The sequence below is a fragment of the Cupriavidus sp. PET2-C1 genome, assembly GCF_054515855.1.
The window spans coordinates 1183682-1207425 of sequence record NZ_CM137259.1 but is presented as its reverse complement, the minus strand read 5'-3'; the positions used below and the strand labels follow the sequence as shown (position 1 = coordinate 1207425).

20 protein-coding genes are annotated in these 23744 nt (G+C 66.7%); 13 read left to right on the top strand and 7 right to left on the bottom strand.

Annotated elements, in window-relative coordinates; genetic code table 11:
• Positions 1-45: 45 nt before the first annotated feature.
• Positions 46-1158: an aromatic ring-hydroxylating dioxygenase subunit alpha gene (locus ACX12D_RS05505; RefSeq protein WP_459373212.1), complete on the bottom strand. Its 1113-nt coding sequence runs from the start codon at positions 1156-1158 to the stop codon at positions 46-48.
• Between the two features lie 356 nt (positions 1159-1514).
• Between ACX12D_RS05505 and ACX12D_RS05500 the strand changes: the two genes are divergently transcribed.
• A complete protein-coding gene (locus ACX12D_RS05500; RefSeq protein ID WP_441639521.1) occupies positions 1515-1760 on the top strand; it encodes a hypothetical protein in 246 nt (81 codons plus the stop codon).
• 147 nt (positions 1761-1907) lie between these two features.
• On the opposite strand, the gene ACX12D_RS05495 is transcribed toward ACX12D_RS05500, so the two are convergent.
• Positions 1908-4229, bottom strand: a complete 2322-nt coding sequence (locus ACX12D_RS05495) for an NADP-dependent malic enzyme (RefSeq protein ID WP_441639522.1) — start codon at positions 4227-4229, stop codon at positions 1908-1910.
• A gap of 272 nt (positions 4230-4501) precedes the next feature.
• Complete coding sequence (locus tag ACX12D_RS05490) at positions 4502-5128, bottom strand: DUF4136 domain-containing protein (protein WP_459373942.1); 627 nt, start codon at positions 5126-5128, stop codon at positions 4502-4504.
• A gap of 351 nt (positions 5129-5479) precedes the next feature.
• Here ACX12D_RS05490 and pepN point away from each other — a divergent pair, with 351 nt between their 5' ends.
• Together pepN and ACX12D_RS05480 are read left to right on the top strand one after the other, a co-directional pair.
• Positions 5480-8179 carry an aminopeptidase N gene (gene pepN / locus ACX12D_RS05485; protein ID WP_459373211.1) on the top strand — a complete coding sequence of 900 codons (2700 nt, stop codon included), beginning with the start codon at positions 5480-5482 and terminating at the stop codon, positions 8177-8179.
• A 134-nt stretch (positions 8180-8313) separates the two neighbouring features.
• The gene (locus ACX12D_RS05480) at positions 8314-9330 is read left to right on the top strand and encodes a class 1 fructose-bisphosphatase (protein ID WP_459373210.1); all 1017 of its coding nucleotides are present in this window, start codon (positions 8314-8316) and stop codon (positions 9328-9330) included.
• A gap of 119 nt (positions 9331-9449) precedes the next feature.
• Here ACX12D_RS05480 and ACX12D_RS05475 read toward each other — a convergent pair whose 3' ends face one another.
• Together ACX12D_RS05475 and ACX12D_RS05470 are read right to left on the bottom strand one after the other, a co-directional pair.
• Complete coding sequence (locus tag ACX12D_RS05475; RefSeq protein WP_459373209.1) at positions 9450-11285, bottom strand: LVIVD repeat-containing protein; 1836 nt, start codon at positions 11283-11285, stop codon at positions 9450-9452.
• A gap of 114 nt (positions 11286-11399) precedes the next feature.
• The gene (locus ACX12D_RS05470) at positions 11400-12467 is read right to left on the bottom strand and encodes a porin (protein ID WP_459373208.1); all 1068 of its coding nucleotides are present in this window, start codon (positions 12465-12467) and stop codon (positions 11400-11402) included.
• A 602-nt stretch (positions 12468-13069) separates the two neighbouring features.
• Here ACX12D_RS05470 and ACX12D_RS05465 point away from each other — a divergent pair.
• Positions 13070-14209 carry a porin gene (locus tag ACX12D_RS05465; RefSeq protein WP_459373207.1) on the top strand — a complete coding sequence of 380 codons (1140 nt, stop codon included), beginning with the start codon at positions 13070-13072 and terminating at the stop codon, positions 14207-14209.
• A gap of 100 nt (positions 14210-14309) precedes the next feature.
• Here the strand turns inward: ACX12D_RS05465 and ACX12D_RS05460 are convergent, their stop codons facing one another.
• Positions 14310-14975: a GntR family transcriptional regulator gene (locus ACX12D_RS05460; protein WP_459373206.1), complete on the bottom strand. Its 666-nt coding sequence runs from the start codon at positions 14973-14975 to the stop codon at positions 14310-14312.
• A gap of 248 nt (positions 14976-15223) precedes the next feature.
• On the opposite strand from ACX12D_RS05460, the gene ACX12D_RS05455 reads away from it, so the two are divergent.
• Positions 15224-15697 carry a VOC family protein gene (locus ACX12D_RS05455; RefSeq protein WP_150986235.1) on the top strand — a complete coding sequence of 158 codons (474 nt, stop codon included), beginning with the start codon at positions 15224-15226 and terminating at the stop codon, positions 15695-15697.
• Between the two features lie 44 nt (positions 15698-15741).
• On the opposite strand, the gene ACX12D_RS05450 is transcribed toward ACX12D_RS05455, so the two are convergent.
• On the bottom strand, positions 15742-16704 hold the full coding sequence (locus tag ACX12D_RS05450; protein WP_459373205.1) for an NAD(P)-dependent oxidoreductase: 963 nt from the start codon (positions 16702-16704) through the stop codon (positions 15742-15744).
• A gap of 171 nt (positions 16705-16875) precedes the next feature.
• Between ACX12D_RS05450 and ACX12D_RS05445 the strand changes: the two genes are divergently transcribed.
• From ACX12D_RS05445 to ACX12D_RS05410, 8 genes are all read left to right on the top strand, one after another.
• The gene (locus ACX12D_RS05445; RefSeq protein WP_459373204.1) at positions 16876-17823 is read left to right on the top strand and encodes a fumarylacetoacetate hydrolase family protein; all 948 of its coding nucleotides are present in this window, start codon (positions 16876-16878) and stop codon (positions 17821-17823) included.
• 82 nt (positions 17824-17905) lie between these two features.
• On the top strand, positions 17906-18499 hold the full coding sequence (locus ACX12D_RS05440; protein WP_441639532.1) for a VOC family protein: 594 nt from the start codon (positions 17906-17908) through the stop codon (positions 18497-18499).
• The gene (locus tag ACX12D_RS05435; protein ID WP_459373203.1) at positions 18496-19473 is read left to right on the top strand and encodes an alpha/beta fold hydrolase; all 978 of its coding nucleotides are present in this window, start codon (positions 18496-18498) and stop codon (positions 19471-19473) included. The genes ACX12D_RS05440 and ACX12D_RS05435 overlap by 4 nt, the downstream gene beginning before the upstream one ends.
• 39 nt (positions 19474-19512) lie before the next feature.
• On the top strand, positions 19513-20427 hold the full coding sequence (locus ACX12D_RS05430) for a dihydrodipicolinate synthase family protein (RefSeq protein ID WP_459373202.1): 915 nt from the start codon (positions 19513-19515) through the stop codon (positions 20425-20427).
• Complete coding sequence (locus ACX12D_RS05425; protein WP_459373201.1) at positions 20424-20837, top strand: RidA family protein; 414 nt, start codon at positions 20424-20426, stop codon at positions 20835-20837. The genes ACX12D_RS05430 and ACX12D_RS05425 overlap by 4 nt, the downstream gene beginning before the upstream one ends.
• A complete protein-coding gene (locus tag ACX12D_RS05420) occupies positions 20834-21418 on the top strand; it encodes a malonic semialdehyde reductase (protein ID WP_459373200.1) in 585 nt (194 codons plus the stop codon). Before ACX12D_RS05425 ends, ACX12D_RS05420 begins: the two co-directional genes overlap by 4 nt.
• A 69-nt stretch (positions 21419-21487) precedes the next feature.
• Positions 21488-22564 (top strand): Bug family tripartite tricarboxylate transporter substrate binding protein, encoded by a 1077-nt coding sequence (locus ACX12D_RS05415; RefSeq protein WP_459373199.1) that lies wholly within the window; start codon positions 21488-21490, stop codon positions 22562-22564.
• 137 nt (positions 22565-22701) lie between these two features.
• Positions 22702-23670, top strand: a complete 969-nt coding sequence (locus tag ACX12D_RS05410) for a LysR substrate-binding domain-containing protein (RefSeq protein ID WP_459373198.1) — start codon at positions 22702-22704, stop codon at positions 23668-23670.
• Positions 23671-23744: the final 74 nt, after the last annotated feature.

Here is a 23744-nt window from a genome sequence, read left to right as displayed (position 1 = left end):
TAGGTGCTTTCGTCATTTAGTCCACATGCTGCATGGCGGTGTGGCTCAGCCGCCTCCCCGGGTCGGCACGCCGGCGATGGCCCAGGCCGACGATTCACGCCGTGCCGGGCAAGGAATCGCGCAGGCCTTGCGCCCCGCGAACTCGCTGGCCACGCGGGCCAGGTCGACTTCCCAGCCGCGCGCTTCGAGCGCCTTGAGCGTCTTGCGAAAGGCGATCTGCAAGCGGTCCGAGCGCACCGACACCTCCTCCTGCCAGTCGTCGGGCGTGTGCTGGGGGCAAACCCGGGACAGCACGGCGTGATCCTGCTCGAAGATGCGCAGGTTGCCGCGGCGGGTGCGCGCGTCAAGCAGCGCGCTCTTCATGAAGGTACGGCCCATCATCCACAGGGTGCGCGTGCGTTTGGCGTCGACCGGCAGGTGCGCCGAGACGATGCGGATCTCCCAGCCGGGACGGGGCTGTAGCCGCAGCGTGGTGCACGGCCCGGAGAAGTGATAGCCCGGCGTGGTGTAGACCGGCACCCGGCCACCGTCTGCCCCGCGGGCGAGCCACGCCAGCCAGGAACGGCGCCGCGGGCGGTACATGCGCATGCGCGCTTCGCCCTGCCAGTCGCCTGCCTCTACCGCGAAGTCGTCGATCTCGGGATGCGCGGGGTCGCCGAAAGCCGTGCCATGCACGAATGGCGCGTGGGCAAAGTCCAGGCCGTTCTCCATCACGCGGTCCCAGCTGGCATCCCAGTCGAAATGCCCGCGCACCAGCCGGAAACGGGGATCCTCGGCCCAGGACAGATCCGGCAGCGGTGGCCGCTCCGCCGGCGGCAGGTCGCCCAGGAAGGCCCAGACCCAGCCAAAGCGTTCCACCGTCGGGTAAGCGTCCACCCGCGCCCGGGTGGGCACCCGCAGTCCCGGCTGGGCCGGGATATGCGTGCAGATGCCATTGCCGTCGTAGCGCCAGCCGTGGTACGGGCATTCCACGTCGCCGGCCACCACGCGGCCATGGCCGAGCGAGCCACCCCGATGCGCACAGACGTCGGACAGCACGCAGGCCAGGCCAGCGCTATCGCGAAACAGCACCAGCTTCTGGCCCAGCGCGGTCACCGTGACAGGCTCGGCACGCACATCCGTTGAATGGCCCAGCACGTACCAGAGATTCTTCAGCATCGGGATGGCCTTGGGGATTGCCTTGAGATGGCCGCGAGGATGGCCAGGGGTCGCCAGGTTCGCGAGATTGCCCTTGCGCCGAGAGGATGCCTCGTCGCCGGACCAGTGGCGCGTTGCACGCCTCGCGCGCGCTGCCGGGCAGCGCGCGCCGCACCATGGCGGTTCGACCGGATTGGACGCCGCTGGTTTCGCCGGTACCGCGACGCGGCATGGATTTGCTGCGGTGCGATAGAGACAAACTACCGGAATTCGGGATCGAAAGTCGCTGCTTAATAGGGCGATTCAATTGGCGGGCCTGCGCCTGCGTGCCTAAATTTAGGTTCCAGGCAACAAGACGGCAACGGACGAGGTGACTCATGCGGCGTGATGCAAAGACCCGGTCGGAGTTGATGGCCATCCTGAACCAGTTCCTCAACAACAATCCAGAGTGCGGCGAGTGCGAACTGCACGCCATGCGAGTTCACCAGCCCGACCACACCGGTTGCAACTGGAGCGCGGAAGTCGATTTCCCGCGCGAAGAGGACGACCATTTGCCAACCCGGCTGGCAGCAGCCAAGTCCATCATCGTCGTGATGCGCGAGCAGTACAACCTGCTGCAATAGCGCCAACGGGAAGCGGCAACGGGATCGACGCAGGACAGGTTTTCCGGGCCGGCGGAACTGCTTCACAAGCCGGTCAAAAAAAACGGGGCTCCAGAGGAGCCCCGTTCTCATTGGGCGGCGGCCGGCTTGCCGGCCGTGCCGCTCGGATCAGCGTACCGCGTTGGCTTCCGCCACCGCTACCGCCGTCATGTTGACGATGCGACGGGTGGTGGCTTGCGGGTTGAGGATGTGCACCGGCTTGGCCGCGCCCAGCAGGATCGGGCCAATGGTGACGCCTTGCCCGCCCGTGATCTTGAGCAGGTTGAAAGCGATATTGGCCGCATCCAGCGTCGGCATCACCAGCAGGTTGGCGCTGCCGGCCAGCTTGGTGCCCGGCAGGAAGTGACGGCGCACGTCCTCGACCAGGGCGGCGTCACCCTGCATCTCGCCTTCCACTTCCAGGTGCGGTGCCTCGCGGGCCAGGATCTCCTGGGCCGCACGCATCTTCCTGGCCGACGGGCGGTCCGACGAGCCGAACATCGAGTGCGACATCAGCGCCACCTTCGGGTGCTGGCCAAAACGCGCGATTTCCTCGGCGGCCAGCTGCGTGATGGCGGCGAGTTCCTCTGCGGTGGGATCGTCGTTGACGAAGGTGTCGGTGATGAACAGCGTGTACTTCTCGAGCATCAGCGCGTTCATCGCGGCGAACACCTTGGCGCCCGGCGCCAGGCCAATCACGTCGCGCACATGCTCCAGGTGGGCTTCGAAGCGGCCCACGGTGCCGCACAGCAGCGCGTCGGCATCGCCCATATGCATCAGCATGGTGCCGATCAGCGTATTGGAGCGGCGCAGCGCCACCTTGGCCATGTCTGGCGTGACGCCGTCGCGGCCGCGCAGCGCGTGGTAGGCCTCGTGGTAGGCACGGTAGCGCGGGTCGTCTTCCGGGTTGATCAGCTCGAAGTCCGTGCCGGCCTTCAGGCGCAGGCCGGCCTTGTCGATGCGCATCTGGATCACGTGCGGGCGGCCGATCAGGATCGGACGGGCCAGGCCTTCGTCCACCACGGTCTGCACCGCGCGCAGCACGCGCTCTTCTTCGCCCTCGGCATAGACCACGCGCTTGGGCGCGGCCTTGGCGGCCGAGAACACCGGCTTCATGATCAGGCCGGTGTGGTAGACATACTGGGTGAGCTGCTGGCGGTAGGCTTCCAGGTCCTTGATCGGACGGGTGGCCACGCCGGACTCCTCGGCGGCCTTGGCCACCGCCGGCGCGATCTTCTCGATCAGGCGCTGGTCGAACGGCGTCGGGATGATGTAGTCGGGGCCGAACTTCAGTTCCTGGCCACCATAGGCGGCGGCAACGGCGTCGTTCAGCTCGGCTTCGGCCAGGTCGGCGATGGCCTTGACGCAGGCCAGCTTCATGGCTTCCGTGATCTTGGTGGCGCCGCAATCCAGCGCGCCACGGAAGATGTACGGGAAGCACAGCACGTTGTTGACCTGGTTCGGGTAGTCCGAGCGGCCGGTGGCGATGATGCAGTCCGGGCGCGCGGCCTTGGCCACTTCCGGGCGGATTTCCGGCTCAGGGTTGGCCAGCGCCAGGATGATGGGCTTGTCGGCCATGGTCTTGACCATGTCGGCGGTCAGCACGCCGGCGGTCGAGCAGCCCAGGAACACGTCAGCGCCGTTGACGATGTCGGCCAGCGTGCGGTTGGACGTTTCCTGCGCGTAGCGCGCCTTGTTGGGTTCCATGTTGGCGTCGCGGCCCACATAGATCACGCCCTTGGAGTCCACCACCGAGATGTTCGAGCGGGTCACGCCCAGGCTCACCATGGTGTCCAGGCAGGCGATGGCCGCGGCGCCAGCGCCCGAAACCGCCAGCTTGACCTTGGCGATATCCTTGCCGACCACCTTCAGGCCGTTGAGCAGCGCCGCGCCCGAGATGATGGCGGTGCCGTGCTGGTCATCGTGGAAAACGGGGATGTTCATGCGCTCGCGCAGCTTCTTCTCGATGTAGAAGCACTCGGGCGCCTTGATGTCTTCGAGGTTCACGCCGCCGATCGTCGGCTCCAGCGCGGCCACGATCTCGACGATCTTGTCCGGGTCGTGCGCATCGAGCTCGATGTCGAACACGTCGATGCCGGCGAACTTCTTGAACAGGCAACCCTTGCCCTCCATCACCGGCTTGCCGGCCAGAGGACCGATGTCGCCCATGCCGAGCACGGCGGTACCGTTGGTGATCACTGCCACCAGGTTGCCACGCGAGGTGTACTCGGCGGCCATCGCGGGATCCTTGGCGATCTCCTCGCAGGCGTAGGCCACGCCCGGGGAGTAGGCCAGGGACAAATCGCGCTGGTTGGACAGCGCCTTGGTCGCGTTTACCTGGATCTTGCCCTTGGTCGGGCTGCGGTGGTATTCCAGCGCGGCCAGGCGCAATTGCGCTTCAGGACTGTTGGGGGCATGTTGCGGTGCATCACCGCCGGTCTTGCTGGTCATTATGCTCGTCCAGGAAGTGGCCCTGCCAGTGCCCGCCGAGGCCGCGCCGGTCGTATCCGGCGTGGCTTGCCGGAATCTTCCATTGCAGCTTTCAAAGACGGGCTCCGGCGGCTCGGGCCGAAAAATCGAGCCGTCATTCTAGCTCACCCAAGCCCGGCGCGAAGCCCCTCCCAGTGGGGCATCCAGGGATTTAAGGCTTTTCGCCGGGCAATTCAGTTTTTACCGCCGCACGGGCAATGTCGTGCTTGCTGCTTGTTGCCTGCTACTTGTTGCTACTTGTCATTCGGGTCCAGCGGCAATGTCACCCGCTGTGGCCGGCCACTCTCCCCCGGAAACTGCACGAAGGCGCTGCGGATCAGGTAGGGCATCGCCGCCTGCAGGGACGAACCCTCGCCGCGGTGGTTCGCCGTGACCTGGTAGACCCGGCGGCCGCTGGCGGCATCCTTGAAGAATACGCGCAGCGTGGACAGGGTGACCGGCACATCGCGCACCGTGGTCACCGGCGGCCAGTAGCCCGGGCCACCCCAGCCGTACGGGCCCCAGGGGCGGTAATAAGGCCCCCAGTAAGGGCCGGGATAAAAGCCGGGGCCCCACGGGTCGGCGTAGTTGGTCTCCTGGATCCGCATCAGCCGCGAGTTGCTGTCGTACTCCATGCTGACCAGGTAATGCGCCTGCGGCCGGGCCACCTGCTCGAAGCCGATTCCGGAGAGCGCCTGCGCCAGCCACTGCTCGTAGGTCTGGTCCTCGAGCTGCGCCTCCTGGCCGCTGGTGCGATCGAAGGCATAGGTGCGCGGCGGATCGTTCTGCCAGTTGCCCTGGCGGAAGGCCGTCACCTCCGTGGTGACGGTGCTGGCGCAGCCGGACAGCAGCGCCACGCCGAGCAGCGCCGCGCTCGCCATCAGGCGGCCGCCACGCCCGCCTTCGCCGGCTATCCGGCGCCAATCCTTACCAAGCTTCGCCAGCTTCCCGAGCGTCGCCAGCCATCGTTTCGGCATCATGCCCCTCATCGATTCGTTGTCCACGTTGTCCATTGTGTGACTCAGACCGGGCCGGGCCGGCGGAATTCCGCCCCAATCCGCCACCCGCGCCGCCATCCGCGCCGCGCGCCCGCGCCGGGGCGCCCGCGCTTGGCTACAATGGGTTCTTCAGTGCCGTGGCACGCGGCCCGGCAGCGGCCATCGCCCTGCCCGCCCGCCGTGACCATGGCGACCATGCCGCCCCAAGTGGCCCTCAGAGGACAGGATCCCTTCATGCTGCGCACCGACACGCCCGTTACCGTCCATCGCAAAGACTATACTCCGCCGGCCTTCGCTTTTGAGCACGTCGACCTCACCCTCGAGCTCGACCCGGCGCGCACGGTGGTCACCAACACCCTGCGCTTCACGCGCCAGGCACCCGGCCCGCTGGTGCTGGCCGGCGAGGCACTGGAGCTGGTCGGGGTCCGCCTCGACGGCAAGCCGCTGGAAGGCGCGCAGCAGGCGCCCGACAGCCTGACGCTGCCCGAGCTGCCCGCGCAAGGCACGCTGGAAATCGTCACCGCCTGCCAGCCGGCCGCCAACACGTCGCTGTCCGGCCTCTACGTTTCCAACGGCAACTTCTTTACCCAGTGCGAAGCCGAGGGATTCCGCAAGATTACCTATTACCTGGACCGCCCCGACGTGATGTCGACCTTCCGGGTCACGTTGCGCGCACAGCGCGCGGCCTACCCGGTGCTGCTGTCCAACGGCAACCTGATCAGCGAGCGCGAGCTGCCCGACGGCCGCCACGAAGCCGTCTGGGAAGACCCGTTCAAGAAGCCCGCCTACCTGTTCGCGCTGGTGGCCGGCAAGCTGGAATGCATCGAGGAGCGGATCCGGTCCGCCTCCGGCAAGGAGAAATTGCTGCAGGTCTGGGTGGAGCCGCAGGATCTGCCCAAGACGCGCCATGCCATGGATTCGCTGATCCACTCGATCCGCTGGGACGAGCAGCGCTTTGGCCTGGAGCTGGACCTCGAGCGCTTCATGATCGTCGCCGTGGGCGACTTCAACATGGGCGCGATGGAGAACAAGGGCCTCAACATCTTCAACACCAAGTACGTGCTGGCCAACGCGGAGACCGCCACCGATGCCGATTTCGGCAATATCGAATCCGTGGTCGGGCATGAGTACTTCCACAACTGGACCGGCAACCGCGTGACCTGCCGCGACTGGTTCCAGCTCTCGCTCAAGGAAGGCCTGACGGTGTTCCGCGACCAGGAATTCTCGGCCGACATGATGGGCTCCGAATCCGGGCGCGCGGTCAAGCGCATCGAGGACGTGCGCATGCTGCGCCAGGTGCAGTTCCCCGAGGATGCCGGCCCCATGGCGCATCCGGTGCGCCCCGACAGCTACGAGGAAATCAACAACTTCTACACCGTGACGGTGTACGAGAAAGGCGCCGAGGTCGTGCGCATGTACCAGACCCTGCTAGGCCGCGACGGTTTCCGCAAGGGCATGGACCTGTACTTCCAGCGCCACGACGGCCAGGCCGTGACCTGCGACGACTTCCGCGCCGCCATGGCCGATGCCAATGGCCGCGACCTGACGCAGTTCGGCCGCTGGTACAGCCAGGCCGGCACACCGGTGGTCGCGGTGCGCACCGCGTGGGATGCGGCCACCGGCACCCTGGCGCTGACGCTGTCGCAAACGAGCCCCAAGGTCGGCATCGAGACGCGCCCCGGCACGCCGGACAAGCTGCCCTTCCACATTCCCTTCGCCCTTGGCCTGATCGACGCCAGCGGCGCCGACCTTGCGCTGCAGCTCGAGGGGGAAAGCCAGCCCGACGCCACCACGCGCGTGCTGGATTTCACCGAGACCGAGCAGACCTTCCGCTTCGTCAACCTGCCGCGCGGCGCCGAGCCGCCGCTGGCGTCGCTGCTGCGCGACTTCTCCGCGCCGGTCATCATCGACGCCGAGTACAGCGAAGCGCAGCTGACCTTCCTGCTCGCGCACGACAGCGATCCGTTCAACCGCTGGGAGGCCGGCCAGCGCCTGACCACGCGCGCGCTGCTGCAACTGGTGGCCCAGAGCCAGGCCGGCCGCGAGCTCGAGCTCGACCCGGCGCTGGTGGCCGCGCTGCGCACCGTGCTCAACGACCAGCAGCTCAGCCCCGCTTTCCGCGAGCAGGCCCTGACGCTGCCGGCCGAGGCTTACCTCGCCGAGCGCATGGGCGTGGCCGATCCGGCCGCCATCCACCGCGCCCGCCAGTTCATGCGCGAGGCGCTGGCACGCGCGCTCAAGGCCGACTGGCTGGCCGCGTTCGAGGCCAACGCCACGCCGGGTGCCTACAGCCCCGATGCGGTATCCGCCGGCAAGCGCGCGCTGCGCAACCTGGCGCTGGGCTACCTGGCCGACAGCGGCGACGCCGCCATGCAGGCGCTGGCCGAAGCGCAGTACCAGGCCGCCGACAACATGACGGACCGCTTCGCCGCGCTCAGCGCCATGGTCAACACCTTTGCCCCCGGCCGCGAGGCCGCGCTGGCCGATTTCTACCAGCGCTTCGAGCAAGACCCGCTGGTGATCGACAAATGGTTCTCGCTGCAAGGCACGCAGCGCGGCACCGTGGGGCCGCAAAGCGCCGGCCACAAAGGCAAGCACACCATCGACACCGTGCGCGCGCTGATGCAGCACCCCGCCTTCAACCTGCGCAACCCCAACCGCGCGCGCTCGCTGATCTTCAGCTTCTGCGCGGCCAACCCGGCCCAGTTCCATGCCGAGGATGGCTCGGGCTACGCCTTCTGGGCCGAGCAGGTGCTGGCGCTGGACGCCATCAACCCGCAAGTGGCATCGCGCCTGGCGCGGGTAATGGATCGCTGGCAGAAGTACGCCCTGCCGCTGCGCGACCGCATGCGCGCCGCGCTGGAACAGGTGGCGGCGGCCAGCGACCTGTCCCGCGATGTGCGTGAGATCGTGAGCAAGGCGCTGGCGCCGTAAGGCAGCGCCGGGCTGGCCGGGGCGCGGCCGGCAGCAGCGCGCCCCGGCCCCGCCGACAGTACCCCACAGGCCGGTGGCATTGGCCTGGCGGGCTGGCGCCCATGTAGAATTGCGGCCATTCAAGGAGAATCCCCATGAGTCGCATCAGCCTCACCCGCTACCTGGTCGAGGAGCAGCGCAAGCACAACACGATCGAGCCCGAACTGCGGCTCCTGATCGAAGTGGTGGCGCGCGCCTGCAAGGCCATTTCCAACTCCGTCAGCAAGGGCGCCCTCGCCGGCATCCTCGGCTCGGCCGGCACCGGCAACGTGCAAGGCGAGACCCAGCAAAAGCTGGACGTGATCGCCAACGAGGTCCTGCTCGACGCCAATGAATGGGGCGGCCACCTCGCCGCCATGGCGTCCGAGGAAATGGACAGCATCTACGAGATCCCGAACCGCTATCCCAAGGGCGAATACCTGCTGCTGTTCGATCCGCTCGACGGCTCGTCCAACATCGACGTGAACGTGTCGATCGGCACCATCTTCTCGGTGCTGCACATGCCCAAGCCGGGCCAGACCGTCACTGAAACCGACTTCATGCAGGCCGGCAGCCGCCAGGTCGTCGCCGGCTACGCCGTGTACGGCCCGCAGACCACGCTGGTGCTGACCGTTGGCAACGGCGTGCACATGTTCACGCTGGACCGCGAGGCCGGCAGCTTCGTGCTGACGCAGTCGGACGTAAAGATCCCGGAAGACACCAAGGAATTCGCGATCAACATGTCCAACATGCGCCACTGGGCCCCGCCCGTGCGCCGCTATATCGACGAATGCCTGGCCGGCGACGAAGGCCCGCGCGGCAAGAACTTCAACATGCGCTGGATCGCCTCGATGGTGGCCGACGTGCACCGCATCCTCACGCGCGGCGGCATCTTCATGTACCCGTGGGACAAGCGCGAGCCGGAAAAACCCGGCAAGCTGCGCCTGATGTACGAAGCCAACCCCATGGCCATGCTGATCGAGCAGGCCGGCGGCGCGGCCACCAACGGCCATGAGCGCATTCTCGACATCCAGCCGGAAAAGCTGCACCAGCGCGTGTCGGTGATCCTCGGCTCGAAGAATGAAGTGGAACGCGCCACGCGCTACCACCAGGAAGAGAAAGCGGCCGGCTGATCGCTGGCGGCTTCATCGAACCGACAAAAAAAAGGGACGCCGCGGCGTCCCTTTTTTTATGGCGTCTATTACGGTTTCGTCGGAGCGCTTCACGCGCGCCTCAGAGCGCTGGCAACAGCTCAACGCGCCCGTGCGGCAACTTTGCGCGACGGCCAGGGCGTAGCGGACGCGCCCAGGACCGGCTTGCCGAGCAGGGGCGTCGACAACGCGTAGGCGCCGTTCTCGGTGAAGGCCCAGATGATATTGCGGTCGTACTCCGTGTAGATCGCGAATACGCCCTTGCCGAGCGTGTAATTCGGCAACTCCGTCTCGTCCGCCAGCGCGGGCACGAAATAGCCCGCAATCGTCGCCTTTTCCGGATGGCTGACGTCAAAAATCTGCACGCCAGCATTGTAGAAAGAATAGGGAACGATGCCCTGACGCCATTGGCCGGGCTGGCCGATGGAGTTCGCCCGCTTCGGGCCGAAATTGCCGCCACGCTGGCAGAAGCTCGTGAATGCCGCACCCTCCGGCACCTTCGGCTGCGGCAGTTTGCCGGCCACCTTCAAGTGAGACGGATCGCGTGCGTCGACGACGAAAATGTCCTTGTATGGCTCATAGCAATCGCGGTTCATCGGATAGCCGCCGGTCAGGACATAGCCCGTGCGCGCATACTGGCTGACATCGGCGTTGTCGTATTCGGTACCGGCAAAGCTGGGCGGCGTATTGACGTTGCCGAGCACCTTCGGCTTTGCCGGGTCGGAAAGGTCGAACGAGTAGAGACCGAGGCCACCCATCGCGCCGAAGCCGATCTTGCCGCCGTCTTCCAATGGCTTGGGCAGGAAGATTGGAATGCGCGCTCCCATCCATGAGGTACGGTTGCCAGCCCGCTGGTTCATCAGATAAGCCTGCTCGTGGGCTTCGTTTCCGAGGATCTGCCCCGGTACCGAGATCTGGGAAACAAAGGTCGGATTCGCAGGATCGGACATGTCCCAGACCTGATAGCCGGGCGAGTAAAGATAATTGGGATACTCGGTCAGGCCATACGTGTCATCCGGTGCCGACGCCAGGATCATGTACTTGCCGCCATGGTATTCAGGCGAATCGAGCGACCCGGACCCCTGCTGTTGCCCGATCGGCGCATCGGGATGCTTGTAGTCGGTGGTACGGGTTGCCAGCAGCCGCCATTGACTTGGCAGCGGGCCATCCATGGCGAAGACCTTGAACCCTTTCAGCGAATTGTAGCGACGCTGCGCCGCGACCTGGTCAGGCTGCTGGGTCTTGTCAGTCATCAGGCCATAGCGTCCGATTTCAAATGACGCGACGAGCACCGGCTTGCCCAGTGTCTTGCTCCAGGCAATGGTCGCGCCACCCAGGTAGTCGTCGACGTTGCGCGGATCGTAATTCTCACTCGACCCTTTCGGTCCCCAGACACCGCCCTTGGAATAGACCACCTTGCCATGGGCGGGATCGGTGATGTCCATGATCCGCAGATAGTCCCGGTCATGAATGTAGAGGTAACGGCGCCCCTCGAAGTCGGCGATGTTGTTCCAGGCATGGAAGGGTGAGCCCACGGCGGGATAGAAGGCCAGAACCTCCACGTTCTTGGCAAAGCTCTTCTTGTCCCATGTGGTCATTTCACCGGGGAAGCGCTGCCCCTTGTGCACTTCGGGCGTCGCTTTCGGCCAGACGAACTGTCCGGTGGCCGGATCCATCCCGTAGTCGACACCCGGCTTGAGCGGCGCGGGGGAGCGATCGGGCGTGAGCCGCAGCCAGGCGGCGAGATAGGGGTCCTGCACATTGGGCGTGCCTGGCGTTGCCGGTGTTCCCTGCGCTCCCTGCGCTCCCTTCGTTGAGGATGCCCCAGGCGCCGCCGTGGCCTGCACCGTGTCCGCGTTTGCGCAGGCCATCATGCATATGGCCGCTGAAGCTGTCCCTGTTGCCAGGATTGATCTGAACGTTCTGATTCGAAGCATGGCTTCCTCCTTTTCCCTTTTCTATTAACAATGCCCTCGCCCGCCGCGGCCGGCGCCCATCGCAGGGCGCAACCCGCCGGACCAAGACCGCCGCATCATGTCCAGGCCGGGCGCTCAAAACGCGTGGCGAATGCCGATGGCCACGCCGGACGGGTTCTGCTGGCTGGTAGGCGAGGCCGAGAACGTGACCGGATAGCGGATCGGGCTGTCATGCTTGTGCTGCACGTGGGCGTACGTGGCGTAGATCTCGCTGCGCTTGGACAGGCTGTAGATGTAGCCCAGCACGAAGCCGTTGGCGTCCGACAGCTTGGTATTGTTGTCGTCCTTGCGATGGACGAAGCTGGCGTAGAAACGGTTCGACGGGTTGAGCCTATAGCGCGCGCCAATCTGGATATCCCAGCCTTTGGACTGGAAGTCCGCATAGGGCGGATACGCGTAGTAGCCGTTGTAGGTGTGATAAACCAGCGTCGGTTCGAAATCGCCGAACTTGTAGGCCAGCGAGGCGTAGTTGTCGCGCGCCGAAGGCACGCTGCCGGCGTTGTTGATATTGCGCGTATAGCGCAGGTCGCTGACGAAGCCCGCGTAGAGCTTGTCGTCGCGGTACTCGATGCCGGTACTGAGGTAGCGGCCAGCCCGGGTGGTGTCCTCCAGGCCGGTGGTCACCATGAAGCGCCCCATGAATCCGTAGAAGCGCGGCGTGTTGTACTGGATCGCATTGTCCACGCGGTAGGCAGCGTAGAAGAACTGCATGTTGCTGACCATGCTGTAGTCCGCCGAGAAGCTTGGGTCGGCATAGCCGGCGATCCAGTATGACGGCGTGTTCTGGCGGCCCATGGTCAGCACGCCGTATTTGTTGCTGTGCAGCCCGACGAATGACTGGCGCGCCTGCGCCGCCGCCGTGCCGGTATCGGCCGAGAATTGCGGCTCGTAGGTGAAGATGGCCTTCAGGTCGCTGCTGAGCACTTCCTGCCCGCTGAAGTTGATCCGCGACGAACTCAATTGGCCGCTGGACACGCGATACACCGAGCCCCCCTTGCCCGACTGCGCGAGGCGCTCCACGCTGATGTCGACGAAGCCTGACAGCCTGACCCAGGACTCCTCGGCACAGACTTGCGCGCCCCCCACTGCCAGCGCGCAGGACACCATGGCCCGGGCATACGACACCTTGTCAGCTCTTCTCATTTCCTCTCCTCTCCTCTTTCTCTTTTGTGGTTGGCCGTCGCGCTGCACTTGCCTGTGGGCATGCGCGCTGGCTGCACCGGCTGGCTCTTGCCGGTGCCCTGGTCATGCGCGACCCACTTGTTCGGGGCCTTTCTTGCGCAGTGTTCAGCCGCAGTATGGAGAGGGCTGGCATGCGGCGAAAATGAAATATTCCGCCTCCGGGATGCCTTTAATTTATGGCCGGAAACGGCGGAACGAGTGCCTCCGCACCGCCTCGATGCGATGAGAAAACAGCCTCGTTTACGCTGAAAAATCCACGTTGCGCCGGCGCGCTCCGGCGAGTGCGAATGACACTCGCCCGGGTCCGGCGCAAGCGCGAATCTGCCCGCTTGCTCCCCTGCCTGCTTCGCCCTCTCCTTTCTCCTTCTTTTCTCTTTCTTTCTCTTTCCGCGCGCCACAGCCACAGCCATGCCGCTGTCATCGCATTGATAGCGCTACGCACAAGCAATGCGCCCCACCACACACTTTTTACTCTTTTGCACTCACTTATCACTAAGTGTATACACATATTACAGTATGTTTACAAACAGATAGTATTTGTACTTCAACAATAAGGAGACACCATGACCACGCCCTGCCCTGGCCGGCGCGCCGCGCGCGCCATCTCTCGCTTTGCCGCCCTGCCCGCGCTGGCTGCCCTTGCCGGTGCTTTTCCCGAACTCGCCCGGGCACAGAGCGACAGCGTGCAGATTTACGGCTTCATCAAGGAAAACGTGGAACAGGTGCGGCTCTCGGGCAACGGCCGTACGGCTTCGGTGTCGCGCCTGTCGAACGATCTGTCAGTGCTGGGTTTTCGTGGCCGCGAGTCGCTTGGCGGCGGGCTGGAGGCCTTCTTCCAGATCGAGACCAACCTGCGCATGGATGGCACCGGCACGTCGCAGATCGGCGACCGCAATACCGGCGTAGGCTTGCGCAGCCCGTGGGGCCAGATCCTGATGGGGCAGTGGGAAATGCCGCTGCGTTTTGTCTCCGTGTACAAGGTGGACCCGTTCACCGCAGGCATCTTTGCCTCGAACTCCATCATGGGCAACGGCTTCACCACAGGCGCCAACGGCGCCGCGCCGGAGTCGTTCGACCGCCGCCAGAGAAACCTGGTGCAATACAGCACGCCGCACTGGGGCGGCGTCTCCGCACGGCTGGCCCTGTCGATGCCCGAGGACCGCACCCCCACCACCAACCCGATCGCCTGGTCCGGCTTGCTGTCCTATGAGGACAAGAGCTGGTACGTGGCGTGGGGGCATGAGTATCACGGCGACTACTTCTATAACGGCTCGCGCGACCACGCGGACCGTCTCGGCGTGGTGTACGCCTTTGGCGGCACCAGGCTGCGCGGCGCCTATGAACGGCTCTCGTACGAGCCGGCGCCGGGGCAATCGGTGCGGCGCGATGCGTGGCAGGTCGCGGCCACGCATGCCATCGGCGCGCATGAGTTCCGCGCGTCGTACACCGCGGGCGGCAACGCCCACGGCAACAGCAAGGCGGCGATTGGCGGCATCGGCCTGCCGGGCACGGATTCCGGCGCCTGGCAGGTTGCGCTGGGCTACGGGTACACACTGTCGAAGCGGACCGAACTGTGGGCGGCATGGACGCGCCTGGTGAACCATGCGACCGCGCGCTACAACCTCTCTGGCAATTCGGTGCCGGGCCTGCGGCCGGGCGACTCCGCCACCGGCGTGGGGCTGGGGATCACGCATAAGTTCTGAAGCAAGGCCGCGCGCGGCCGTCTTGCATAAAGAAAGGGCGCACGATGCGGTGCGCCCTTTCTGCTGCCTTTGGTGCCGGCCTGCCTGCGCCTGCTTGCGCCTAGCTGCGCTTGGCCGCACCGCCGGCGCGCTGCGCCTCGATCAGCTCCATCACGTTGAGCGTGAGGCGCGTCGTGTGGCTGCGCATCGCCAGGTAGGCTTCCTCCGGCTGGCCCGCGAGAATCGCCTCGACAATCTTCTGGTGCTCCCGGTGCGAGGTCTCGAAGCGGCGCTCCACGCCGGACTGCGCGGCGCGGAACGGCGCCAGCCGGTCGCGCAGGTTCTCGACCGCGGCCATCAGCGTCTCGTTCTGCGTGCCCTGGCAGATCAGCTGGTGGAAGCGGTGGTTGAGCTCCAGGTACGCCTGCGCATCGCGGCGCTCGCCCACGGCCTCGGTCTGCTCGTGCAGCAGCTCCAGCTGGCGGCGCTGCATGGCGCTCATGCGCTGCGTGGCGATGCGGCAGCACAGCGACTCCAGCTCGCACAGCGCCTCCAGCATGTCGGCCAGCTGCCCGGCGCCCACATTGGCCACCACGCCGCCGCGCCGCGGCACCAGCTCGATCAGCCCGCGCGCGTCCAGCAGGCGCAGCGCCTCGCGCACCGGCGTGCGCGACACCTGGAAGCGCTCCGCCAGCGCGGGTTCCTCGAGCCTCTCGCCGGGCGGCAAGGTGCCGGCGATGATTTCATCGGCAAGCTTCTGGCTGATTTGGGCGGCAATGGTGGTCACTGTTGTCCTTGTGTCCTGTTCCTTGATCGAAGCGTTCGGCATGGCGAGCCCCCGGTTCGGGGCATCGCAAAGCAGCCATTGCCCCGGATATGGGCGCAATTATACGCGGCACGCCCTTCACCTCATCAAGCAGCGCCAAAAATGTTCCCCACAACTTCTATTGAATACACTTTGCATTGAGTGTATACATATTGGCCAGCGGCAATTACGCCGTGCCGATAATCCATCGCCAAACGAGGAGCACAAACATGACCAGCAAACTGCGCCACATTGCCCTGTCCGTCCCCGATCCCTGGGCCGCGGCCGAGTTCTACCAAAAGGCATTCGGCTTTCGCAAAGTCGGTGAGACCGACTCCTCGCTAGCGCGCGGGGTCTACCTGACGGACGGGACCATGAGCATTGCGCTGTTGAACTACAAAAGCGACGAGGCTGCCGGAGAAGAGCGCGGCAAGGACTTCGTCGGCCTGCACCACATCGGCGTGTGGGTCGATGACATCGCCGAGGCGCGCAAGACCGTGGAAGAAGCGGGTGGCCGCTATTACATGGGCGAAGTGCCGGTCAAGGGCAACATCTTCTACGAGGTGAAGTACCGCGACCCGCATGACATCATCATCGACCTGACCGATCACGGCTGGGGCGGCGCTTCCAAGGAAGGCAGCGGCGGCGACGCCGGCCCGGCGCTGCGCAACCCGGACCTCAAGGCGGATCGCGAAGGCCTGTAAGCGCCTCGCCGCAACGTTTGCGTCCCCGCGCCGCGGGGACGCGCTCAGGCTGGCAACGCCACCGGATGCATCGGCTCGCCTTGCAGGAACCAGCCATCGAGATTGCCCGCCAGCGCCGTGTGCTGCGCCACCCGTGTTTCCGGGGAGCGGCCGGCCAGGTGCGGCGTCAGAATGACCTGGTCCATCTCGCGCAAGGCCGCCGGCACCGATGGCTCCGTCTCGATGACATCGAGCGCGGCACCGGCGATTTCCCCGCGCGCCAGCGCCTCGACCAACGCTAGCGTATCCACCACGCTGCCGCGCGCCACGTTCACCAGCAGGCCGCGCGGCCCCAGCGCGCGCAGCACCGCCGCGTCGACCAGATGATGCGTGGCCGCGCCGCCCGGACAGGTCAGCGCGAGCACATCGCTTGCGGCCGCCAGCGCAATCGGATCGGCATACGGCGTGTAGTGCGCTGCGGCCGGGGCGCTGCGCCGCAGGTAGGCCACCTGCATGCCCATGGCCTGCGCCAGCACGGCCAGCTTGCCGCCGATATTGCCCAGCCCGACGATGCCCAGCGTCTTGCCGCGCACGCCCGGGCGCGGCGCGCGCAGGCTTTCCCACTGGCCTGACTTGACGCCGCGATCGAGCGCGGCAATCCCGCGAGACAGCGCCAGCATCAGCGTAAGCGCGTGGTCGGCCACCACCTGGCTGTTGGTGTCGGGGGCATGGCACACGCGCACGCCGCGCGCCCTTGCGGCGGCCAGGTCGATGTTCTCGTAGCCAGCACCGAAACTCGCCACCAGCTCCAGCGCCGGCAGCGCCGCCAGCTCCGCGGCCGACAAGCCGGTCGAGCCATTGGTCAGCACGGCGCGCGCGCTGGCACGCGCGCCGTCGCCGGCTTCGTGCCACGCCATGAAGCGATAGCGCGGGGCCTGCGCCGCCAGCCACGCGGCGTCCAGCGCCAGTCGCGTCAACACCAGTATCTGCTCCAGTGCCTGTTGTTCACCCTGCAATCCGCTAGCCATCTTCTCTTCTCCTCCGTCTTCGAATCCGCCTGGAAGCGGTGTTGAACAAAATTATCACGAAGGCGTTGACGTGTATACACGTAACACTTAAAGTATCCACATAGATCGAAATGCATGGCAATGAAAAACGGTGCATTCCGCCATCCTGAACACAAATGACAAGGAGACAAGGTGAACTGGCACAGCCTCGCAACCTATGAACTCGCCGGCGCCAAGCGCGCCGGCCTGGTAGTCGCAGATACCCTGTACGACCTGGCCGCGCTCGGACGCGCTTGCGAGCTCGATCCCGCCAGCCTGCCCGGCGACATGAACCAGGTGTTTGCGCAGTGGGCGCGACACGCTCCGTTGCTGGCCGACATGGCCGGCCGCGCGGCCCAGCTGGCAACCAGCGGCAAGCTCGCCGCGGTGGATGCGGCCGCCACCTACGCCGTGCCCTACCAGCCGGGCCGCATCTTTGGCGTGGCGTCGAACTTCTACGACCACGCCGATGAGATGGGCACCAAGCTGGCGGCGCGCAGTGAGAGCCAGCCTTATGCCTTCATGAAGGCGGAAACCAGCGTGATCCCCACCGGCGCGACCGTGCTGATGCCGCCGGAAACCGCCAAGCTCGACTGGGAAGTGGAGCTTGGCGTGGTGATCGGCCAGCGCTGCCGCCACGTATCGGTGGAAGACGCGCTATCGGTCATCGCCGGCTATACCGTCTTCAACGACATCAGCGCGCGCGACCTCAACCGCCGCACCGACTATCCCTTCACCCACGACTGGTTCCGCGGCAAGAGCTTCGACACCTTCGGCCCCATGGGCCCGTGGGTAGTGCCGGCGGGCTGCATCGCCGATCCGCAGAACCTGCGCATGTCGCTGAGCGTGAACGGCGAAACCATGCAGGATGGCAATACCTCGCAGATGATCTTCTCGGTGGCAGAGCAGATCGCCTACCTGTCGCGCATCCTGACGCTGCAGCCGGGTGACCTGATCGCCACCGGCACGCCGGATGGCGTCGGCATGGGACGCGGCGTGTTCCTGAAACCCGGCGACAACATGGTGGCCTGGGTCGAAGGCATTGGCTCGATCGAGAACGCAGTGGCGCTAGAGGCGCAAGAGGCGCTGGCGGCGCGTTGAACACCACCGCCGTGGCAATGCGCGGGCGGCGCAGGCACACTGCGCCCACACGCATCGCCACGGCGACCTGGAGGAGACTGGCATGAACCCGATACGTACCCGCAAGCTGGGCCACCTGGTGCTGATGGTGCGCGACCTTGAACAATCCACCCGCTTCTATACGGAAGTGATGGGCCTCAAGGTCTCGGACCGCATCGCCGACCAGATGGTCTTCCTGCGCGCCGGCGAGGACCACCACGACCTGGCGCTCTCGCGCCTGCCCGAGGACAGCGCCGAGCGCGACGACCTGCCGCGCTACACACGCCCCGGCCTGGAGCATTTCTCCTACTACGTGGAGTCCCTGGACGAGATGAAACGCGCGGTGGACGTGGCGCGCAGCCACGGCGTGGTGATCGAGCGCGGCATCGGCCAGCACGGGCCGGGCGGCAACTGGTTCCTGGTGTTCAAGGACCCGGACGGCAACAACGTCGAGATCTACACCGACATGGAGCGCATCGCCACCGGCACCGCGCACGAGCCGCAGACCTGGGAACGCAACCTCGAATCCTTCGACCGCCATCGCCTTGCGCACTTCGTGGTGACCCCGCCCGCCGCCATGCTCGCCGCCAAGCACGGCAAGCAACCGGCCAAGGACGAAGACCAGCCCGCGGACCCGCAAGCCGCAGACGCGCCGTGAGCCAGGCTGCCATCCCGGCGGGTCCGCCGAGCCGGCTGAGTGACCAGGCCCTGCCAGGCCTCTCGCCCGCGCAGCGCGATGCCATGCGCGCGCTGGGGCGTGACTGGGCGCGTGACATCCAGGGCAACCGCAAGCAGGTCTGCGAGATCTATGACGCTGTCCACGCAGCGCTGCCCGCCGACGGTGTGCAGCGCGTGGCGGGCCTGGCCTATGGCAGCGATCCACGCCAGCAGCTCGATCTTTACCTGTCGCCCGATGCCACGCCGGCCAGCGCGCTGCCCGTGGTGGTGTTCGTGCACGGCGGCGCCTTCCTGCGCGGCAACAAGGACGCCAGCCCCTACATCTACGCCAACGTGCCACGCCTGTTCGCGCGCCTAGGCTATGTCGGCGTGAACCTGGAATACCGGCTTGCGCCGCAGGCGCCCTATCCGGCCGGCGCGCAGGATGTGCTGGCGGCGCTGGCATGGCTGCGCGCATCGGTGGACGCCTACGGCGGCGACGCTCACCGCATCGTGCTCATCGGCCATTCGGCCGGCGGCAGCCACGTGGCCAGCGCATTGAGCGATCCGCTGTTCGACGGCGAAGCCGCGGGCGTGGCTGGCGCGGTGCTGGTCAGCGCGCGCCTGCAGGCCGACACGTTGCCGGACAACCCCAACGCCGGCGGCGTCATCGCCTACTACGGCGCGGACAGCGCGCTGCAGCAGCAACGCGCGCCGATGGCGTTTGCGCCGCGGCTGACGGCGCCGCTGATGGTGGTGTTTGCCGAGCATGAGAATCCCTACCTCGACCTCTACGCCCTGCAGTACGCCGCGCGCGTCGCCGAGGTGCAGCGGCGCGCGCCGCGCGTGGTCCAGGTGCAGCACCACAACCATACGTCCGTGGTGGCGCATCTCGGCAGCGCCGATACCGCGCTGGCCGACGCGCTGAGCGGCTTCATCGAATCCGTCGTCACGCACCGCGCCGCCTCGAAATAACAAACAGAAATAACAAACAGCAAGACAGGAGACTTTCCCATGGCAGCAGACAAACTGCGCGGCGTGTTCGCGCCTGTGGTCACGCCCTTCAATGACGATCTCTCGATCAACCTGCCGGCCTTCGTCGCGCACTGCCAGCGCCTGGTGGCCGACGGCGCGGGCGTGGCGATTTCCGGCACCAATAGCGAAGCCTGCTCGGAGACCTTCGAGGAGCGCATGGCGCTGGTCGACGCCGTGATCGACGCCGGCATCCCCGGTGAGCGCGTGCTGGTCGGCACGGGCTGCTGCGCCATTGGAGACGCCGTAGCGCTGACCCGCCATGCCATCGACCGCGGCTGCGCGGGCGTGCTGGTGCTGCCGCCGTTCTTTTTCAAGAGCGTGCAGGAGGACGGCGTGTTCGCCTACTACCGCGAGCTGATCCAGCGCGTGGACGATCCCGCGCTGCGCGTCGTGCTGTATCACATCCCCGCCATGTCGGGCGTGCCCATCACCTTGCCGTTGATCGAGCGGCTGGTGGCGGCTTTCCCCACGCATATCGCCGGCGTGAAGGACAGCAGCGGCGACTGGGACAACGTGGTGGCGATGCTGGAGCGCTTCCCCATGCTGTCGATCTTCCCCGCTTCGGAAATCCTGATGCTGCGCAGCCTGGCGCTGGGCGCCGCCGGCTGCATCTCCGCCACCAACAACATCAACGCGCGCGATATCGCGCTGGCCTATGGCTCGGTGACCGAGGCCGCGCGCCTGAACGACAGCATCACCGCGGTGCGCAAGACCGCGGAGCGCTTCCCCATGGTGGCTGCCGTCAAGCACACCTTGTCGCTGCTGGCGGGCGATACGGGCTGGCGCCAGGTGCGCCCGCCGCTGGTGCCGCTCGCGGCCGATGCCGCCCTGCAGCTCTCGCAAGCCATGGCCACCGCCATGCCGGCCCTGCGCGGCGTGGCGCAGCCGGCATGAACGCGCCGGTGCAGCAGGACCCGCCACCGCTGGCGCGCTACACGGCCAGCCGCCGCGCCGGGCGGCATGTGCATGTCAGCGGCATGAGCGCACGCACGGCCGATGGCTGCGCCGGCGTCAGCATGGCCGCCGACGGCACGCGCGTGTACGACGTTGCCGCGCAGACCGATTGCGTGCTGGGCAAGATCGAGCGCGCGCTCGCCAGCGAAGGCATGGGCCTGGCCGATTGCGTGGCCATGACCTGCTACCTCATCGACATGGCCGACTACGACATCTTCAACGCCGCCTACGCGCGCCACTTCCCCGCCACCGTGCCCACGCGCACATGCCTGGCGGTGGCCGCCCTGCCCCATCCGGACATGCGCGTGGAGATCACCGCCACCGCATGGCGCGGCGAGGAGGCCGCATGATCGACACCGCCACGCTCGACACGCTGTTCATGGCGGCCCGCAGCCACAACGGCTGGCTTGAGGGCGACATCGGCGACGCCACGCTGGAGCGCCTGTACGCGCTCGTGCGGCAAGGCCCGACCAGCGCCAACTGCTGCCCGATGCGGCTGGTGTTCGCGCGCTCGCCCGAGGCCAAGGCCAAGCTCTTGCCGGCGCTGGCGCCCGCCAATGTGGACAAGGTCGTGCAGGCGCCGGTCACCGCCATCGTTGCCTACGACACGCAGTTCCATGCGCTGGCCGAGGTCCTGTTCCCGCACCGCCCGGCGATGTACGAGATGTTCGCCGACAACGCGGCCTTGTCGCAGGAGACCGCGATGCGCAACAGCGCCATGCAGGGCGGCTACCTGATCCTGGCCGCCCGCGCGCTGGGGCTGGACTGCGGGCCGCTCTCGGGCTTCGACGCCGGGGCCGTCAACCAGGCCTTCTTCCCCGATGGCCGCTGGCGCGTGAATTTCCTGTGCAACCTCGGCCGGGGCGACCCGGCGCGCCTGTTCCCACGGCTGCCCCGCCTCGCGTTTGGGCAGGCCTGCCGCATCGAGTAGATTTCCGACAATAATCCGCGCGGCGCTTCCCCCAGCGAAGAACGCCGGCAATCACCACGGAGGAGACCCATGATGAAGACACACAGCGTCCACTGCGCATGGACGCAACGGGCAGCGGGCGCGCTGCCCGCACAAGCCGCCAGCACGGCAAAGGCGCGCGGAGGCATCGCAGGCAAATTCGGCGGCCGCCTTGCCGCGAGCCTGGCGCTGGCCTTCGCGGCTGCCCTGCCCGCGGTGGTCCACGCGCAGGAGCCCTGGCCCGCGCGTCCGGTCACCATCGTGGTGCCGTTCGCCCCTGGCGGCAATACCGACATGATTGCGCGCTTGCTTGCGGAGCGCCTGGGCAGGACCTTTGGCAAGCCCTTCGTGGTGGACAACCGCGGCGGCGCGGGCGGCCTGATCGCGGCGGAGTATGTCGCGCGCGCACCGGCCGATGGTTATGTGCTGTTCATGTCGACGATGACGCAGATCGTCACCGCCCCGATGACCAACAAGATCCGCTACGACCCGGTGCGGGACTTCGTGCCCATCGTCAACGTCGGCGGCAACCCCTTCATCCTCGCCGCCAGCACCCGGCACAACTTCAAGACGGTGGCGGACCTGGTGCGCTATGGCAAGGAAAACCCCGGCAAGCTGAACGTGGGCCACGCCGGCAACGGCGGCCTGACCCAGCTCTCCGCGCTGCTGTTCCTGAGCCGCGCCGGCGTGCAGGCCACCATGGTGCCGTACCGCGGCGGCGCGCCCGCGCTGGCCGACGTGCTGGCTGGCCAGATCGACCTGTACAGCGCCAGCGTGTCCGAGGTGATGCCGTACGCGGGCACCGGCAAGCTCAGCCTGCTCGCCGTGTCCAGCGACAAGCGCCTGGCGCAGCTGCCGTCGCTGCCCACCATCGCCGAGAACTATCCCGGCCACCAGGTGGATACGTGGAACGGCCTGGTCGGCCCTTCGAAGATGCCGCCCGAGATCGTGGACAAGATTGGCGCCGAGGCGAAGAAGATCATCGCCGAGCCGGAATTCCGCGCGCACCTGGAGAAGGCCGGCATCCTCCCGCTGGGTGAGACGCGCGAAGCATTCGCCCAGCGCATCAAGCAGGACCAGAAGAAGTGGAAGCCGGTGATCGAAGCGGCCGGCATCCAGCCGGAGTAAGCGGCAAGCGGCGGCAAGCACACCGGCGCGGCCCGCGAGCCGCGCCGGCGGTAAACCTCAATATGGCGGCACCGGTGCCCACCCTATAATCGGCGCATGGTCTTCCGCCCCACCAGGCGGTCAAAGCAATGTGCCTCATGTCCAGCCGTCCCACCGTTACCTTGAGCGACGTGATGCTGCGCCGCCTCAAGCTCAAGCCCCTGTTGATCTTCGATCGCGTGCTGCAGTCCGGCTCCATCGTGCGGGCAGCGCGCGAGCTGAGCCTGACCCAGCCCGCCGTCACCAAGGCGATCCAGGAGCTGGAAGAAGATCTCGAAGTTCCCCTGTTCGAGCGCACCAACCGCGGCGTGGTGCCAACCAGCTACGGCCTGTTGCTGGGCGAGCGCGTGAAGTCGGTCATCGCCGAGCTGCGCTACCTCACCGACGAGCTCAACAGCTTCCGCTCGGGCGACACCGGCAACGTCATCGTCGGCACGCTGATCTCGGCCTCGGCCCGGCTGCTGCCGCGCACCATCGCGCTGATGAAAACGCGCCGCCCCGGCATCCTGGTGACGGTGCGCGAAGCCCCCACCGACCGCCTCTTCCCCGCCCTTGCCACCGGCGAGCTCGACCTGGTCATCGGCCGCCTGCCGGAGAGCGACCTGCCGCTCGCCCGCATGTTCGCGCTCACGCACACCCCGCTGTACGACACCGCCATGTGCGTGGTGGTGGCGCGCGACAACCCGCTGGCCACCAGCGCCGGCCTGCGCCTGGCCGAACTGGCCGCGCATCCGTGGATCCTGCCGCTGAACGAATCCCCCGCGCGCCTGGCCGCCGAGCGCCTGTTCCTCGACGCCGGCCTGCAGGTGCCCGCCAACCTGGTGGAGTCGCTCTCGCTGCTGACCAATATCGGCCTGATGCAGGATCTCGGCGCCATCGGCCTGATGGCACGCGATGTGGCCGATCATTTCGTGCGCCTCGGGCTGCTGGCCATCCTCGACCTGGGCGATATCGGGCGCTTTGGCACCATCGGCTATTCGGTGCGCACGGACCGCGCGCCCGCACCCGCCGCCGCCCATTTCATCGCCTGCCTGCGTGAAGCCGCCGCACTGCCGCAAGCGCGCTGAGCGCCCCGAAGCCGGCCACCCTGGCCGCTTCCAGACATGCCATTTTGGAATACCAGGGGCCTTCTTCTTCATTA